The sequence below is a fragment of the Pseudomonas extremorientalis genome, assembly GCF_024584605.1.
Classification (GTDB): domain Bacteria; phylum Pseudomonadota; class Gammaproteobacteria; order Pseudomonadales; family Pseudomonadaceae; genus Aquipseudomonas; species Aquipseudomonas extremorientalis.
In genome coordinates this window covers 4241176-4257408 of sequence record NZ_CP089519.1, presented here as the reverse complement: position 1 = coordinate 4257408, position 16233 = coordinate 4241176, and the positions used below count along the sequence as shown (strand labels likewise).

18 protein-coding genes are annotated in these 16233 nt (G+C 59.0%); 15 read left to right on the top strand and 3 right to left on the bottom strand.

Features of this window, described 5'->3' with window-relative positions; translation table 11 throughout:
• Positions 1 to 183 precede the first annotated feature (183 nt).
• From LUU92_RS19065 to LUU92_RS19035, 7 genes are read left to right on the top strand one after another with little or no spacing between them, the layout of a single operon-like run.
• Entirely contained in the window at positions 184 to 1140 is a 957-nt protein-coding gene (locus LUU92_RS19065; RefSeq protein ID WP_016978157.1) for a sugar ABC transporter substrate-binding protein, read from the top strand.
• A gap of 58 nt (positions 1141 to 1198) precedes the next feature.
• Positions 1199 to 2752 (top strand): sugar ABC transporter ATP-binding protein, encoded by a 1554-nt coding sequence (locus LUU92_RS19060; RefSeq protein WP_071492193.1) that lies wholly within the window; start codon positions 1199 to 1201, stop codon positions 2750 to 2752.
• Positions 2749 to 3726 carry an ABC transporter permease gene (locus tag LUU92_RS19055; protein WP_017528200.1) on the top strand — a complete coding sequence of 326 codons (978 nt, stop codon included), beginning with the start codon at positions 2749 to 2751 and terminating at the stop codon, positions 3724 to 3726. The genes LUU92_RS19060 and LUU92_RS19055 overlap by 4 nt, the downstream gene beginning before the upstream one ends.
• A gap of 3 nt (positions 3727 to 3729) precedes the next feature.
• Positions 3730 to 4752 carry a LacI family DNA-binding transcriptional regulator gene (locus LUU92_RS19050; protein ID WP_257102484.1) on the top strand — a complete coding sequence of 341 codons (1023 nt, stop codon included), beginning with the start codon at positions 3730 to 3732 and terminating at the stop codon, positions 4750 to 4752.
• Positions 4753 to 4775: 23 nt separating this feature from the next.
• Positions 4776 to 5693: a ribokinase gene (rbsK, locus tag LUU92_RS19045; protein ID WP_071492191.1), complete on the top strand. Its 918-nt coding sequence runs from the start codon at positions 4776 to 4778 to the stop codon at positions 5691 to 5693.
• A complete protein-coding gene (gene rbsD, locus LUU92_RS19040) occupies positions 5690 to 6094 on the top strand; it encodes a D-ribose pyranase (protein WP_071492190.1) in 405 nt (134 codons plus the stop codon). The genes rbsK and rbsD overlap by 4 nt, the downstream gene beginning before the upstream one ends.
• A 25-nt stretch (positions 6095 to 6119) precedes the next feature.
• Entirely contained in the window at positions 6120 to 7148 is a 1029-nt protein-coding gene (locus LUU92_RS19035; RefSeq protein ID WP_071492189.1) for a nucleoside hydrolase, read from the top strand.
• A gap of 24 nt (positions 7149 to 7172) precedes the next feature.
• On the opposite strand, the gene LUU92_RS19030 is transcribed toward LUU92_RS19035, so the two are convergent.
• Positions 7173 to 7385 carry a hypothetical protein gene (locus tag LUU92_RS19030; RefSeq protein WP_010209115.1) on the bottom strand — a complete coding sequence of 71 codons (213 nt, stop codon included), beginning with the start codon at positions 7383 to 7385 and terminating at the stop codon, positions 7173 to 7175.
• Positions 7386 to 7555: 170 nt separating this feature from the next.
• Here LUU92_RS19030 and LUU92_RS19025 point away from each other — a divergent pair, with 170 nt between their 5' ends.
• A complete protein-coding gene (locus LUU92_RS19025; RefSeq protein WP_071492213.1) occupies positions 7556 to 7864 on the top strand; it encodes a hypothetical protein in 309 nt (102 codons plus the stop codon).
• A gap of 143 nt (positions 7865 to 8007) precedes the next feature.
• The gene (locus LUU92_RS19020) at positions 8008 to 8328 is read left to right on the top strand and encodes an I78 family peptidase inhibitor (RefSeq protein WP_071492188.1); all 321 of its coding nucleotides are present in this window, start codon (positions 8008 to 8010) and stop codon (positions 8326 to 8328) included.
• Between the two features lie 73 nt (positions 8329 to 8401).
• Here LUU92_RS19020 and LUU92_RS19015 read toward each other — a convergent pair whose 3' ends face one another.
• Both LUU92_RS19015 and LUU92_RS19010 read right to left on the bottom strand, forming a co-directional pair.
• The gene (locus tag LUU92_RS19015; protein ID WP_003234260.1) at positions 8402 to 8614 is read right to left on the bottom strand and encodes a cold-shock protein; all 213 of its coding nucleotides are present in this window, start codon (positions 8612 to 8614) and stop codon (positions 8402 to 8404) included.
• A 289-nt stretch (positions 8615 to 8903) separates the two neighbouring features.
• Positions 8904 to 9218 carry a hypothetical protein gene (locus tag LUU92_RS19010; RefSeq protein WP_016978147.1) on the bottom strand — a complete coding sequence of 105 codons (315 nt, stop codon included), beginning with the start codon at positions 9216 to 9218 and terminating at the stop codon, positions 8904 to 8906.
• A gap of 367 nt (positions 9219 to 9585) precedes the next feature.
• On the opposite strand from LUU92_RS19010, the gene thrS reads away from it, so the two are divergent.
• The 6 genes from thrS (at position 9586) to pheT (ending at position 16231) form a co-directional block, all read left to right on the top strand.
• Positions 9586 to 11508 (top strand): threonine--tRNA ligase, encoded by a 1923-nt coding sequence (thrS, locus tag LUU92_RS19005; protein ID WP_003192490.1) that lies wholly within the window; start codon positions 9586 to 9588, stop codon positions 11506 to 11508.
• The gene (gene infC, locus LUU92_RS19000; protein WP_169850653.1) at positions 11508 to 12059 is read left to right on the top strand and encodes a translation initiation factor IF-3; all 552 of its coding nucleotides are present in this window, start codon (positions 11508 to 11510) and stop codon (positions 12057 to 12059) included. The genes thrS and infC overlap by 1 nt, the downstream gene beginning before the upstream one ends.
• A gap of 60 nt (positions 12060 to 12119) precedes the next feature.
• A complete protein-coding gene (rpmI, locus tag LUU92_RS18995; RefSeq protein WP_002553160.1) occupies positions 12120 to 12314 on the top strand; it encodes a 50S ribosomal protein L35 in 195 nt (64 codons plus the stop codon).
• Positions 12315 to 12344: 30 nt separating this feature from the next.
• Positions 12345 to 12701 (top strand): 50S ribosomal protein L20, encoded by a 357-nt coding sequence (rplT, locus tag LUU92_RS18990; protein WP_002553161.1) that lies wholly within the window; start codon positions 12345 to 12347, stop codon positions 12699 to 12701.
• Between the two features lie 108 nt (positions 12702 to 12809).
• Positions 12810 to 13826 (top strand): phenylalanine--tRNA ligase subunit alpha, encoded by a 1017-nt coding sequence (gene pheS / locus LUU92_RS18985; RefSeq protein ID WP_003192486.1) that lies wholly within the window; start codon positions 12810 to 12812, stop codon positions 13824 to 13826.
• Between the two features lie 26 nt (positions 13827 to 13852).
• Positions 13853 to 16231 carry a phenylalanine--tRNA ligase subunit beta gene (pheT, locus tag LUU92_RS18980; protein ID WP_071492187.1) on the top strand — a complete coding sequence of 793 codons (2379 nt, stop codon included), beginning with the start codon at positions 13853 to 13855 and terminating at the stop codon, positions 16229 to 16231.
• Positions 16232 to 16233 lie beyond the last annotated feature (2 nt).

Sequence of the window (16233 nt, the reverse complement as noted above, 5' to 3'; positions counted from 1 at the left end):
TCAACCGTTGACAAATCTCGACAAGGTTCTCATAGTTTGAACAACGCAAACGTTTGCGAGATGTTTCACGGAGTACTCATTGAGTATCGTGACAGCTCGTATCAGTCCCCCGGGTGGGAAGGCTGCCGAAGGGGTCTTCGGTGCAAGCGTTGCTCACAATAATCATAAGATCGGAGTGAACCCATGAAGCTGCCATTCGCTGGACGTCTTCTTGCTGTCGCTGTGCTTGCCGCCGCATCCGCTGCCCTGCCTCTCTCCTCTGCATTTGCCGATGACGCCGCCAAACCCAAGGTCGGCCTGGTCATGAAATCCCTCGCCAATGAATTCTTCGTCACCATGCAGGACGGTGCCAAGACGTATCAGAAAGAGCACGCCGCCGATTTCGACATGATCACCAACGGGATCAAGAACGAAACCGACACCAGCGCGCAGATTGATATCGTCAACCAGATGATCCTCGCCAAGGTCAACGCCATCGTGATCGCGCCTGCCGATTCGAAGGCACTGGTCACCGTGCTGAAGAAGGCCTCCGATGCCGGTATCAAGGTCGTCAACATCGATAACCGCCTCGACCCGGATGTGCTTAAAAGCAAGAACCTCGATATCCCGTTCGTAGGCCCGGACAACCGTAAAGGCTCGAAACTGGTGGGTGACTACCTGGCCAAGCAACTGGCCTCGGGTGACAAGGTCGGCATCATCGAAGGTGTGCCGACCACCACCAATGCCCAGCAACGTACCGCAGGCTACAAGGACGCGATGGACGCTGCCGGCATGAAGATTGTGTCCACTCAATCCGGCAACTGGGAAATCGACCAGGGCCAGAAAGTGGCGTCCGCCATGCTGAGCGAATACCCGGACCTCAAGGCCCTGCTGGCCGGTAACGACAACATGGCCCTGGGCGCGGTCTCCGCCGTGCGTGCGGCAGGCAAAGCCGGCAAGGTGCTGGTCGTAGGCTACGACAACATCGAAGCCATCAAGCCGATGCTGCAGGACGGTCGTGTGCTGGCGACCGCTGACCAGGCCGCTGCGCAGCAAGCCGTGTTCGGTATCCAGAATGCGCTCAAGCTGGTCAAGGGTGAGAAAGTCGATGCCAAGGACGGCGTGATCGAGACCCCGGTCGAACTCGTCCTCAAGAAGTAATTCCGGCAATACCCCAACAGCGCCCGCTCGTCCTGGGCGGGCGCCTGGAGATTTTCCTATGTCATCTTCCGCCCCGAACGCTGTCCTCTCGGTCAGCGGTATCGGCAAGACCTATGCCCAACCGGTTCTGTCCGACATCACCCTGACGCTCAATCGTGGGGAAGTGCTGGCGCTGACCGGTGAAAACGGCGCAGGCAAAAGTACCTTGTCGAAGATCATCGGCGGGCTGGTCACGCCGACCACCGGGCAGATGCAGTTCAACGGCCAGGATTATCGCCCTGGCAGCCGCACCCAGGCTGAAGAGCTGGGCGTGCGCATGGTCATGCAGGAACTCAACCTGCTGCCGACGCTGACCGTTGCCGAAAACCTGTTCCTGGATAACCTGCCCAGCCACTGCGGCTGGATCAGCCGCAAGCAACTGCGCAAGGCGGCGGTCGAGGCCATGGCCCAGGTCGGGCTGGACGCTATCGACCCTGACACTCTGGTTGGCAGCCTGGGCATTGGTCATCAGCAAATGGTCGAAATCGCACGCAACCTGATCGGCGATTGTCACGTACTGATCCTTGACGAACCCACGGCCATGCTCACGGCCCGTGAAGTCGAGATGCTGTTCGAACAGATCACCCGTCTGCAGGCCAGGGGCGTGGCGATCATCTATATTTCGCACCGGCTGGAAGAGCTGGCCCGTGTTGCCCAACGTATTGCGGTACTGCGCGACGGCAAGCTGGTCTGTGTCGAGCCGATGGCCAACTACAACAGCGAGCAACTGGTCACCTTGATGGTCGGTCGTGAGCTGGGCGAGCACATCGACCTGGGCCCGCGAACCATCGGGGGGCCGGCGCTGACCGTAAAAGGCCTGACCCGCTCGGACAAGGTCCGCGACGTGTCCTTTGAAGTGCGTGCGGGCGAGATCTATGGCATCTCCGGCCTGATCGGTGCCGGCCGTACTGAATTGTTGCGCCTGATCTTCGGCGCCGACCTGGCCGACAGCGGCACCGTGGCGCTCGGTTCGCCGGCCCAGGTGGTGAGCATCCGCTCGCCCGTGGACGCGGTAGGCCACGGCATTGCCCTGATCACCGAAGACCGCAAGGGTGAAGGGCTGCTGCTGACCCAGTCCATCAGCGCCAACATCGCTCTGGGCAATATGCCGGAAATCTCTGGCGGTGGGGTGGTCAACAGCCGCGACGAAACCGCCTTGGCCAAGCGTCAGATTGACGCCATGCGCATCCGCAGTTCCAGTCCGGCGCAGTTGGTCTCCGAACTGTCCGGCGGTAACCAGCAGAAGGTGGTGATTGGCCGCTGGCTGGAGCGCGACTGCTCGGTGATGCTGTTCGACGAGCCAACCCGAGGCATCGACGTGGGGGCCAAGTTCGATATTTATGCCTTGCTGGGCGAGTTGACCCGCCAGGGCAAAGCGCTGGTGGTGGTGTCCAGCGACCTGCGTGAGCTCATGCTGATCTGCGATCGCATCGGTGTATTGTCCGCCGGGCGCTTGATCGAGACGTTCGAGCGCGACAGCTGGACCCAGGATGAATTGCTCGCCGCCGCCTTCGCCGGCTATCAGAAACGTGATGCGCTGCTCAACGACGCAGTGCTTAGGGATACCCCATGAAAACCACAACTTCCCCTGGCAAGACCGGCGGCAACTTCTATGGCCTGGGTACCTACCTGGGTCTTGCGGGTGCCTTGCTGGCGATGATTGCGCTGTTCTCGGTGCTCAGCGATCACTTCCTGTCCTATGACACCTTCAGTACCCTGGCCAACCAGATTCCGGACCTCATGGTGCTGGCGGTGGGCATGACTTTCATCCTGATCATCGGCGGGATCGACCTGTCGGTGGGCTCGGTGCTGGCACTGGCTGCATCGGCCGTCAGCGTGGCGATCCTCGGCTGGGGCTGGAGCGTGTTGCCGGCTGCCGTACTGGGTATGGGTTGTGCGGCCTTGGCCGGCACCATCACCGGCTCGATCACCGTGGCCTGGCGCATTCCGTCGTTTATCGTCTCCCTCGGCGTGCTGGAAATGGCCCGGGGTGTCGCCTACCAGATGACCGGCTCGCGCACCGCCTACATCGGGGATTCGTTCGCCTGGCTGTCCAACCCGATTGCCTTTGGTATCTCGCCGTCGTTCATCATCGCGTTGCTGGTGATCATCGTCGCGCAGCTGGTGTTGACCCGTACTGTGTTTGGTCGTTACCTCATCGGTATCGGTACCAACGAAGAGGCCGTGCGCCTGGCGGGGATCAATCCAAAGCCCTACAAGATCCTGGTGTTCAGCCTCATGGGCCTGCTGGCCGGCGTGGCGGCGCTGTTCCAGATTTCGCGCCTGGAAGCGGCGGACCCGAACGCCGGCTCCGGCCTGGAGCTGCAAGTGATTGCGGCTGTGGTGATCGGCGGCACCAGCCTGATGGGCGGGCGCGGCTCGGTAATCAGTACTTTCTTTGGTGTGTTGATTATTTCGGTACTGGCGGCTGGCCTGGCGCAGATCGGTGCCACGGAACCGACCAAGCGCATCATCACCGGTGCCGTGATCGTGATTGCCGTGGTACTCGATACCTACCGCAGCCGGCGCGCCAGTCGGCGGGGTTGAACCATGGCAACCATCAAGGATGTGGCAGCGCTTGCGGGTATTTCCTACACCACGGTGTCCCATGTGGTGAACAAGACCCGCCCGGTCAGTGAGCCGGTGCGCATCAAGGTTGAAGCGGCGATCAAGCAGCTCGACTACGTGCCCAGTGCCGTCGCGCGCTCACTCAAGGCCAAGACCACGGCCACCATCGGTTTGCTGGTGCCCAACAGCCTCAACCCGTATTTTGCGGAGTTGGCTCGCGGCATCGAGGATTACTGCGAGCGTAACGGCTACTGCGTCATCCTGTGCAACTCCGACGACAACGCTGAAAAGCAGCGCAACTATTTGCGCGTGTTGCTGGAAAAGCGCATCGACGGCTTGATCGTCACATCGGTGGGCGGCGATGACAGTGGCCTCGCCGCCGGCTTGAGCGCAGTGCGCACGCCCATGGTGATCGTCGACCGGGCGCTGGATGGCATTGATGTGGACCTGGTGCGTATCGATCACGAGGAGGGCGCCTACCTGGCGACCCGGCACCTGCTCGAATTGGGCCATCGCGACATTGCTTGCGTTGGCGGCCCTGCCCATACCCGTGTCGCACAAATGCGTTTGGCGGGCTTTCACCGTGCGTTGCGCGAGGCTGGTGTCGAGGTGGCCGCCAACCGCACCCAGGAAAGCGATTTCACCAGCACGGGCGGTTATGCCGCCGCTGTGCAATTGCTGGCGCAAAACCCGCCCAGTGCGATTTTTGCCAGTAACGACATGATAGGTTTCGGCGTATTGCGTGCAGCGGCAGAGCGCAATATCCGCGTACCCGGCGAGCTGTCTGTGATCGGTTTCGATGACATTCAAATGAGCCGTTACGTCTACCCGGCGCTGACCACGGTCGGGCAGTCGATCGTGCAGCTGGGCGAGACGGCCGCCGAGCTTTTACTGCGAAGAATTGCAACACCCCAAATGCCATTCGATCAACGCATCGTGACGCCGAGCATCGTGTTGCGTGAGTCGACGGCACCTGTCTCCGGTACGTTCGCCCAATACCGCTGAACCGAATTGATGAGTACTGATGTATGCCAGCAAAAGTAGTGGTAATAGGCAGCTTGAACATGGACCTGGTCACCCGTGCCAGCCGTTTGCCCCGTGCCGGTGAAACCTTGATCGGCCAGACATTCTCAACCGTACCTGGCGGCAAGGGTGCGAACCAGGCGGTAGCCTCCGCACGCTTGGGGGCCGATGTGTCGATGATCGGCTGTGTCGGCAGCGATGCCTATGGCATCCAGTTGCGCGATGCGTTGGTGGTGGAAGGCATCGATTGCCAGGCCGTCAGCACCGTGGACGGTTCCAGTGGCGTGGCCTTGATCGTGGTCGACGACAGCAGTCAGAACGCGATTGTGATCGTGGCGGGCAGTAACGGCGAACTGACGCCAGCCTCATTGCAGGCGTTTGATGCGGTGCTGCAGACGGCTGAGGTGATCGTCTGCCAGCTGGAAGTGCCGATGAATACGGTAGGCTATGCCCTCAAGCGCGGTCGTGAGCTGGGCAAGACGGTGATCCTCAACCCTGCACCGGCCAGCGCGCCATTGCCGGCCGAGTGGTACGCCTCGATCGACTACCTGATCCCCAATGAAAGCGAAGCTGGCGCACTGAGTGGCGTGGCCGTCGACTCCATTGACAGTGCCAAGGCCGCGGCCACCCAACTGATCCAGGCGGGCGCCGGCAAAGTCATCGTCACCCTGGGTTCTCAGGGCGCACTGTTTACCGACGGCCAGAATTTCGAGCACCTGCATGCGCCCAAGGTCAAGGCGGTAGACACAACGGCAGCGGGTGATACGTTCGTCGGTGGCTTTGCTGCGGCGTTGGCCAACGGCAAGAGCGAGGCCGAGGCCATTCGTTTTGGCCAGGTCGCGGCGGCATTGTCGGTCACCCGCGCCGGTGCGCAGCCCTCTATTCCAACGCTGCATGACGTACAAGGTTTTGTGCCCTCATGAAAAAGACACCTCTGCTCAATATTGCCCTGTCGCGTGTGATCGCCTCCCTGGGGCACGGTGACATCCTCGTGATCGGTGACGCTGGCCTGCCAGTGCCGCCGGGTGTCGAGTTGATCGACCTGGCGTTGACCCAGGGCATCCCGGATTTCATCAGCACCTTGCGTATCGTGCTCAGCGAGATGCAGGTTGAACGCCATGTGCTGGCGGAAGAAATCCTGCTCAAGCAACCACCGGCGCTGGTCGAGCTCAATGCGCTCACAGAGCAGGCGGCCCTCGGTGAGCGGCGCCTGGTCAGCCATGACGAATTCAAGCAGCTCAGCCACAAGGCGCGCGCGGTGGTGCGCACTGGCGAATGCCAGCCTTACTGCAATATCGCGCTGGTGTCCGGCGTAACGTTCTAGCGTTCTCAACGACAAGGAGTGTTTTATGCAATATGGTCTTCCCACCCTGAAAAACCTGTTCCGGAGTGTTCTGCTTTTGTCTGCACTCACTGCTGCAAGCGCCCAGGCGGCGGAAAAAATCGACCTGATCATCGACACCGACCCAGGCGCCGATGATGTGGTGGCATTGTTGTTTGCCATGGCCTCCCAGGATGAGCTGAACATTCGCGCGCTCACCACCGTCGCCGGCAACGTGCGCCTGGACAAGACCTCCCGCAATGCACGCCTGGCCCGTGAATGGGCGGGGCGCGAGGACATCCCGGTGTACGCCGGTGCGCCCGCACCGCTGCTGCGCACGCCGATCTACGCCGAGAATATCCACGGTAAGGAAGGCATTTCCGGCGTCACCGTGCATGAGCCGAAAAAGGGCCTGGCGGACGGCAATGCCGTTGATTACCTGATCAATACCCTCAGCACTGCCAAGCCGCACAGCATCACCATCGCGATGCTCGGCCCGCAGACGAACCTGGCGCTGGCGCTGACCCAGGCACCGGAAATCACTCAGGGCATCAAGGAAGTCGTGGTAATGGGCGGCGCGCACTTCAACGGCGGCAATATCACGCCGGTGGCAGAGTTCAACCTGTTCGCCGACCCGGTCGCGGCTGAGATTGTGCTCAAGAGCGGTGTCAAGCTGACCTACCTGCCGCTGGACGTGACCCACAAGGTTCTGACCAGCGAAGCGCGCCTGAAAAAGATCGCCGACCTCAAGAACAACGCGAGCAAGGTGGTTGGCGATATTCTCAATGAATACGTCAAGGGCGACATGGAGCACTACGGTATTCCCGGCGGCCCGGTGCATGATGCAACCGTTATTGCCTACCTGCTCAAGCCTTCGCTGTTCAGCGGACGTGAGGTCAACGTGGTGGTGGACAGCCGTGAAGGCCCAACCTTCGGCCAGACCATCGTCGACTGGTACGACGGCCTGAAACAACCGAAGAACGCGTTCTGGGTGGAGAACGGTGATGCCCAGGGCTTCTTCGATCTGCTGACCGAGCGCCTGGCGCGTCTGAAGTAATGGGTTGACCGGTCCAGTCGGTTCTTATTCGCGCTCGGGGTCATGTGCCCCCATGTGATCGGCCGGGTATTTCTCGAATATCTGGCCGATGAACGCTTGGGCCGCCTGCGTACCCAGTTCCTTGACCAGCAGGTCGATGCCGATGATCGCCAATTCCTCTGGGCTGCCGGGGCTGTAGGAGCTTTGTCCTTGTGGCCACTTGGCTTTGATATCGGCTTGGAGCGTTACGGTGGTCATGTAGGTCTCACGGGGCTGAAAGTACTGGGCAATGCGCTGGAACGCGGTTCTTACCGGGCCAGTTAACCATTTTGCATCGCGTTTGGCACTGATACTTAGGCATGAGGCGATTCGGCATGACGCTGCTGCTGTGCGACACTGTCCGCCTGTTTAATTTCCGGGGACATCACGTGCAGATCGATTTGAACAACCCCGAGAACCTGACGCTGGCGAATGTGCGCCAGCTCCTCGCCAGTGCCAGTGACGATGAACATGCCCAGTTGCGGGTGACCAAGGCCGGAATTGCCTATATCTCTTCAGGGAGGGTTGTCGGTGGCGTGGATATCGATGGGCTGCTGTTCCGGCTGGAGACTTGGGCCAAGGGTTCCGGATACGTAGGGAATGTGGCCGCCAGTGATGAAGTCTGGGTGACACAGATCTTCAATGCACTGAAGGAAAACTGGCCGAAGCCTGCGTTCGACTACATCGATATCTATTGAGCACATTCATATCCGGTCACGATTGAGCGGGCGAATGCCTGTCCCGACTCAGGCAAACTTGCCCGGTGGCGGTTTACGTCTTGAAACCAATCCGCACAATCGCTGTCGCACGATCTCTGTCCATTTTTATCATAGGAGGCTTCATGCCTTGGAAGCTCGCATCATTCGGTACTTTGTTGGCGGCACTTGCGTTGGCGGGTTGCAGCACCCCGGGTGCCTCTGAGCCAGCCAAAGACGCCGCCGTGACCGACGCCGGTCATAGCCGCTGTGAGTCGAAGGCTGCCGAATTCACGATCGGCCAGAAAGCCTCGCCCCAGTTGCTGGAGCAGGCGCGTACCCGTGCCGGCGCGCAGAACGCGCGGATCCTCAAGCCGAATGACATGATCACCCTGGAATACCGCTCCGACCGCCTCAACCTGAACACCGATGACAACCTGGTGATCACGCGGGTCAATTGCGGCTAAGTCTCTCAAGGCTTTTGCAGTGCCCATAAAAAACCCCGTCACATGGACGGGGTTTTTTTAGCTCAGCGGAGAATTACTCGCCGCGAACCTGTGCAGCTTGCATACCCTTTTGGCCTTTCTCAGCCACGAAGGAAACGGTTTGGCCTTCTTTCAGGCTTTTGAAACCGTCGCTTTCGATAGCTTTGAAGTGTACGAACAGGTCGTCACCGCCACCTTGAGGAGTGATGAAGCCGAAGCCTTTTTCATCGTTGAACCATTTAACGGTGCCGGTTTGGCGATTAGACATGGTGTATCTCCAAGAAACATATATTTTCAGTAGTGCTGTGCTGCTCAGGCCAACTGGGCACACCGGGCTATCATAGTCGAAATGTTCGGCTTGGGAGCCCCCCCAAGGCATTGTTTGCTAATCAATAGCGTTGCGTTTAGTCCCTGTTCCGGCTGAAAGCCCCGATCTACGGGGCTTGCGCCCGAAATATCAACTGGTAAAAAAAGCCGTAAAAGCTGCGTAATTTGTGAGAAATGGCAGTTTTACAGCCGTTTTACCGGTAAAAAAACCGTCTGATCTGTGGCAGATATTACTTTTTCTTCACGACTTTGCAGGACGAAATAGCCGCGACTGCTTTGTTTTTAAGCTCCGGGCTGGCGTTCTGGTTGGTCATGAGCTCTTTGATTTCCGCAGTGCTCAATTCGGCGTTGATCTTGTCGGCGCCACATTCGCAGTGGGCTTTGGCAGTTTTGACGTCTACGTTCTGGCTGGCGGCTGCGCTGCAATCGCTGACGAAGCTGTCACGGGCACCGGCAGGCCAGTTGGACGGAGCGGCCGCCTGTGCACCGAGGGAAAGAAGGGTCAGGGAAGCGGCGAGAGCGAGGGTAGAGGTAAAACGCATCATGAGGATGCTCCTTTGGGTCGAGGACGAACGGCGATTCTCAGTGGGTTTGAGGCATTGCGTACAGCTCAAGTTCACTTTTGCAGCTATAAATGGTGGATTTTGTCGTAACGCAAGATAGCAGCGCCGCGATGACCGTTCATCTGTGCTAGCATCTTGCGCTTGGCTATTTCCAGGCGTGCCAATTGCCGCCTTGCCAGGTTCTTTTTAGCTCACTCCAGTCACTCTGGTTCGATTATCGGTTGGCCGAAAGGCTCCTGCCGCTGTAAGGCAGGCGTTCATCATTGAACGGCCTGGTGTTGGATCTTGTACTGGCTCATCCCAACCCACGTGACCTTTGGTAGGGGTCACCACTAGGAGAGGAGGCGCCATGCCAACTATTACTCTTCCCGACGGCAGTCAACGTTCATTCGATCATCCGGTTTCCGTAGCCGAGGTCGCCGCATCCATTGGTGCAGGCCTGGCCAAGGCCACTGTAGCCGGCAAGGTCGACGGCAAGCTGGTCGATGCCAGCGACCTGATCACCAGCGACGCCAGCCTGCAAATCATCACGCCCAAGGATCAAGAGGGGCTGGAGATCATTCGCCACTCTTGCGCGCACTTGATTGGCCATGCGGTCAAGCAGCTGTACCCCACCGCGAAGATGGTGATCGGCCCGGTCATTGAAGAAGGCTTCTATTACGACATTGCCTACGAGCGTCCTTTCACTCCGGACGACCTGGCTGCCATCGAACAACGCATGCACGCGCTGATCGAAAAAGACTACGACGTGATCAAGAAGGTCACGCCGCGCGCCGAAGTGATCGACGTGTTCACCGCCCGTGGCGAAGACTACAAACTGCGCCTGGTGGAAGACATGCCGGACGAGCAGGCCATGGGCCTGTACTACCACGAAGAATACGTCGACATGTGCCGTGGCCCGCACGTGCCGAACACACGCTTTCTCAAGTCCTTCAAGCTGACCAAGCTGTCCGGCGCCTACTGGCGTGGCGACGCGAAGAATGAGCAACTGCAGCGGATCTATGGCACTGCCTGGGCTGACAAGAAGCAACTGGCGGCCTACATCCAGCGCATCGAAGAAGCCGAGAAACGCGACCACCGCAAGATCGGCAAGCGCCTGAACCTGTTCCACCTCCAGGAAGAAGCGCCGGGCATGGTGTTCTGGCATCCGAACGGCTGGACCCTGTACCAGGTGCTCGAGCAATACATGCGCAAAGTTCAGCGCGAAAATGGCTACCTGGAGATCAAGACACCTCAGGTCGTTGACCGCAGCCTGTGGGAAAAGTCCGGGCACTGGGCCAACTACGCCGACAACATGTTCACCACCCAGTCGGAAAACCGCGACTACGCCATCAAGCCCATGAACTGCCCTTGCCACGTGCAGGTGTTCAACCAGGGCCTGAAGAGCTACCGCGAGTTGCCGATGCGCCTGGCCGAGTTCGGTGCCTGCCACCGTAACGAGCCATCGGGTGCGCTGCACGGCATCATGCGCGTGCGTGGTTTTACCCAGGACGACGCCCACATCTTCTGCACCGAGGAGCAGATGCAGGCCGAATCCGCCGCGTTCATCAAGCTGACCATGGACGTTTATCGTGATTTCGGCTTTACCGAAGTCGAGATGAAGCTGTCCACTCGTCCGGAAAAACGCGTCGGCTCCGACGAACTGTGGGACCGCGCCGAAGCGGCACTGGCCGCTGCGCTCGACAGTGCGGGCCTTGCGTACGACCTGCAACCGGGCGAGGGCGCTTTCTACGGTCCGAAGATCGAGTTCTCGCTGAAAGATTGCCTTGGCCGCGTCTGGCAGTGTGGTACCCTGCAGCTCGATTTTAACCTGCCGATCCGTCTGGGAGCCGAATACGTCTCCGAAGACAACAGCCGTAAGCACCCGGTTATGCTGCACCGGGCGATCCTTGGCTCGTTCGAACGGTTCGTCGGGATCCTGATCGAGCACTACGAGGGTGCATTCCCTGCGTGGCTGGCTCCGACCCAGGCAGTGATCATGAATATCACTGATAAACAGGCAGATTTTGCCGCTGAAGTTGAAAAAACACTCAACGAAAGCGGATTTCGTGCCAAGTCCGACTTGAGAAATGAAAAGATCGGCTTTAAAATCCGCGAGCATACTTTGCTCAAGGTTCCCTATCTTTTGGTTATCGGAGATCGGGAAGTCGAGATGCAGACTGTCGCTGTGCGTACTCGTGAAGGTGCTGACCTGGGCTCGATGCCCGTCGCCCAGTTCGCTGAGTTCCTCGCGCAAGCGGTTTCCCGGCGTGGTCGCCCAGATTCGGAGTAATTATTATTAAGCGTGAAATGAGACAAGATAAACGAGCTGCACCGAAAGCCCCGATCAACGAGAATATCTCGGCACGCGAGGTTCGGTTAATTGGCGCTGACGGCGAGCAGATTGGCATCGTCTCGATTGATGAAGCGCTTCGTATCGCTGAAGAGTCCAAACTGGACCTGGTGGAAATCTCCGCCGACGCAGTCCCGCCTGTTTGCCGGGTGATGGACTACGGCAAGTCGATCTTCGAAAAGAAGAAGCAGATTGCTGCGGCGAAGAAGAACCAGAAGCAGATTCAAGTAAAAGAAATCAAGTTTCGTCCAGGGACGGAGGAAGGGGATTACCAGGTAAAACTGCGCAACCTGGTACGTTTCCTGAGTGATGGGGACAGGGCCAAGGTATCCTTGCGATTCCGCGGCCGTGAGATGGCCCACCAGGAGCTGGGGATGGAGCTCCTCAAGCGGGTTGAAGCTGACCTGCTCGAGTACGGTTCGGTCGAACAGCATCCTAAGATGGAAGGACGCCAGCTGATCATGGTCATCGCCCCGAAAAAGAAGAAGTAATCAACAGGGCACGGCAGGCCTTCTGATTATGTTTATCAACTGAATGCGGAGTATCCGAACATGCCAAAGATGAAGACTAAAAGTGGTGCTGCTAAGCGGTTTCTGAAAACTGCTAACGGTATCAAGCACAAGCACGCTTTCAAGAGCCACATCCTGACCAAAATGTCGACCAAGCGTAAGCGTCAACTGCGCGGTAGCAGCTTGCTGCATCCGTCTGACGTGGCAAAAGTCGAGCGCATGCTGCGCCTTCGTTAATTTTTGGATCAAGAATAGAGGAAGTAACTCATGGCTCGTGTAAAGCGTGGCGTCATTGCCCGTAAGCGTCACAAAAAAATTCTGAAACTCGCTAAAGGCTACTACGGCGCGCGTTCACGCGTATTCCGTGTTGCCAAGCAAGCGGTAATCAAGGCAGGCCAATACGCCTACCGTGACCGTCGTCAGAAAAAACGTCAGTTCCGCGCTCTGTGGATCGCTCGTATCAACGCTGGTGCACGTGTTAACGGTCTGTCCTACAGCCGTTTCATCGCTGGCCTGAAAAAAGCGTCCATCGAGATCGACCGTAAGGTTCTGGCTGATCTGGCAGTGAACGAAAAAGCGGCGTTTGCTGCGATTGTCGAGAAAGCTAAAGCCACCTTGGCTTAAGTACCCCCGACAGTCACCCTGGGTTACGCTGTAGCCCAAGGTGTTAAACGTCATAAATAGGGGAAGAGCCTTCAAGCTCTTCCCCTATTTTGTATCTGGAGTCTGTACATGGAAAACCTGGACGCGCTCGTCGCTCAAGCCCTTGAGGCTGTGCAAAGCGCTGAAGATGTAAATGCCCTGGAGCAAATCCGGGTTCACTACCTTGGCAAGAAAGGTGAATTGACTCAGGTGATGAAGACCCTGGGGAATTTGCCGGCTGAAGAGCGCCCGCAAGTCGGTGCGCTGATCAACGTCGCCAAGGAGCGTGTCACAGAGGTGCTCAATGCGCGCAAGGCGTCGCTCGAGGAGGCCGATCTTGCGGCCAAGCTCGCCGCCGAGTCCATTGACGTAACCCTGCCTGGCCGTGGTCAGGCCTCGGGCGGTCTGCATCCGATCACCCGGACTCTGGAACGTATCGAACAGTTCTTCACCCATATCGGCTACGGCATCGCCGAAGGCCCTGAGGTCGAAGACGATTATCACAATTTCGAGGCACTCAACATCCCAGGCCACCACCCGGCCCGGTCGATGCACGACACCTTCTATTTCAACGCGAACATGTTGTTGCGCACCCATACCTCGCCGGTACAGGTCCGCACCATGGAAGCGAACAAGCCGCCGATCCGCATCGTCTGCCCAGGCCGTGTATACCGCAGCGACTCCGATATCACCCACTCGCCGATGTTTCACCAGGTCGAAGGCCTGCTGGTTGATCGCGATATCAACTTCGCCGACCTCAAGGGCACCATCGAAGAATTCCTGCGGGTGTTCTTCGAGAAGGAGCTGGCGGTACGTTTCCGTCCATCGTTCTTCCCGTTCACCGAGCCGTCCGCTGAAGTCGATATGGAATGCGTGATGTGCAGTGGTAAAGGCTGCCGCGTCTGCAAACAGACCGGCTGGCTGGAAGTGATGGGCTGCGGCATGGTTCACCCCAACGTGCTGCGCATGTCCGGCATCGATCCGGAAGAATTCTCGGGCTTTGCCTTCGGCATGGGTGTAGAGCGTCTGGCCATGCTGCGTTACGGCGTGAACGACTTGCGTCTGTTCTTCGACAACGACTTGCGGTTCCTCGCGCAATTTCGCTAGTCGTAACGAATCTTTAGGAGAGCAGGATGAAATTCAGTGAACAATGGCTGCGTGGCTGGGTAAGCCCGCAGGTTAATCGCGACGAGCTGGTTGCGCGTCTGTCGATGGCCGGTCTTGAGGTCGATAGCGTTACGCCGGCCGCCGGTGTTTTCAGTGGGGTGGTGGTAGGCGAGGTGCTGAGCACCGAGCAGCATCCCGACGCTGACAAGTTGCGCGTATGCCAGGTGAGCAATGGCGCGGAAACCTTCCAGGTCGTGTGCGGAGCGCCCAATGTGCGCCCGGGCCTGAAGATCCCGTTCGCCATGATCGGTGCCGAGTTGCCGGGCGACTTCAAGATCAAGAAGGCCAAGCTGCGTGGCGTTGAATCCAACGGCATGCTGTGTTCCCAGGCGGAGCTGCAGGTCGGCGAAGGCAATGATGGCCTGATGGAACTGCCGGCCGACGCGCCCGTGGGCCAGGACATCCGTGTTTACCTGGAACTGGAAGACGCCAGCATCGAGGTCGACCTGACCCCGAACCGTGGCGACTGCCTGTCCCTGGCTGGCCTGGCGCGTGAAGTGGGCGCTTTGTACAACGCCCCGGTCACTCGTCCGGTCGTTGCAGCTGTACTCGCTGTGCACGACGAAGTACGTCCGATCGACGTGCTGGCCCCCAACGCCTGCCCACGTTACCTGGGCCGGGTGATCCGCAACGTCGACCTGTCCAGGCCCACCCCGCTGTGGATGGTTGAACGCCTGCGCCGCGCTGACGTGCGCAGCATCGACGCTGCCGTCGACATCACCAACTACGTGATGCTGGAGCTGGGTCAACCGCTGCACGCGTTCGACCTTGCCGAAATCAACGGCGGCATCCGTGTGCGCATGGCGGAAGAAGGCGAGAAGCTGGTGCTGCTCGATGGTCAGGAAGTCAGCCTTCGCGCAGACACCCTGGTTATCGCCGACCACTCCCGCGCCCTGGCGATTGCCGGCGTGATGGGTGGCGAGCACAGCGGCGTATCCGCTACCACTCGCGACGTATTCCTCGAAAGCGCATTCTTCGACCAGATCGCTATCGCCGGCAAGGCCCGTTCCTATGGCCTGCACACCGACGCGTCGCACCGCTATGAGCGCGGCGTGGACTGGAACCTCGCCCGTGAAGCCATGGAGCGCGCCACTGGCCTGCTGCTGGAAATCACTGGCGGCGAAGCCGGCCCGATCACCGAAACCGTCAACAAGCAGTTCCTGCCATCGGTTGCGCCGATCACCCTGCGTGCCAAAAGTGTTGAGCAGATGCTTGGCCTAGTGATCGAACCGGCTGAAATCGAGCAACTGTTGTCCGCCCTCGGCCTGGGTATTTCCGCCGGTGGGGAAGGGCAGTGGAGCGTTGAAGTACCAAGCCATCGCTTCGATATCAGCCTGGAAGTCGACCTGATCGAAGAACTGGCCCGCCTCTACGGCTACAACCGCCTGCCGGTTCGTTACCCGCAAGCGCGCCTGGCGCCGCAACCCAAGGCCGAGGCGCGTGCGCACCTGCCTGAGCTGCGTCGCCTGCTGGTTGCCCGTGGCTACCAGGAAGCGGTGACCTACAGTTTCATCGATCCCAAGCAGTTCGAACTGTTCAACCCTGGCGTCGAGCCGCTGCTGTTGGCGAACCCGATCTCCAACGACATGGCGGCCATGCGTTCGTCCCTGTGGCCAGGCCTGGTGAAAGCACTTTCCCATAACCTGAACCGTCAGCAAGACCGCGTGCGCATGTTCGAGAGCGGCCTGCGTTTCGTTGGCCAGCTCGATGGCCTGAAGCAAGAGCCAATGCTGGCTGGCGTGGTGTGCGGTAGTCGCCTGCCGGAAGGCTGGGCACAGGGCCGCGATGCCGTGGACTTCTTCGACGTCAAGGCTGACGTGGAAGCGGTGCTGGGCTTTGCCGGTGCACTGGACGCCTTCACCTTCGTACCAGGCAGCCATCCGGCGTTGCACCCAGGCCAGACAGCACGCATCGAGCGCGAAGGGCGTTTGGTAGGTTTCGTCGGTGCCCTTCACCCTGAACTGTCGAAAACCCTCGGTCTTGATCGTCCGGTGTTTGTGTTCGAACTGGTCCTGGCTGAAGTGGCTTCGGGCAAAATGCCTAAATTCAGCGAACTGTCGCGCTTCCCTGAAGTGCGCCGTGACCTGGCGCTGATTGCCGACCGTGACGTGGCTGCCACTGCCGTTCTGGATGTAATCCGTGAAAATGCAGGGGAATGGCTGACAGACCTCAGGCTATTTGACGTCTATCAGGGTAAAGGTATTGATCCGCATAGAAAAAGCCTTGCAGTTGGCTTGACCTGGCAGCATCCATCGCGCACTCTTAATGACGATGAGGTGAATGCCACGACACAAAATATCCTCACCTCGCTCGAACAAAGGTTGAACGCCACGTTAAGGAAGTGACG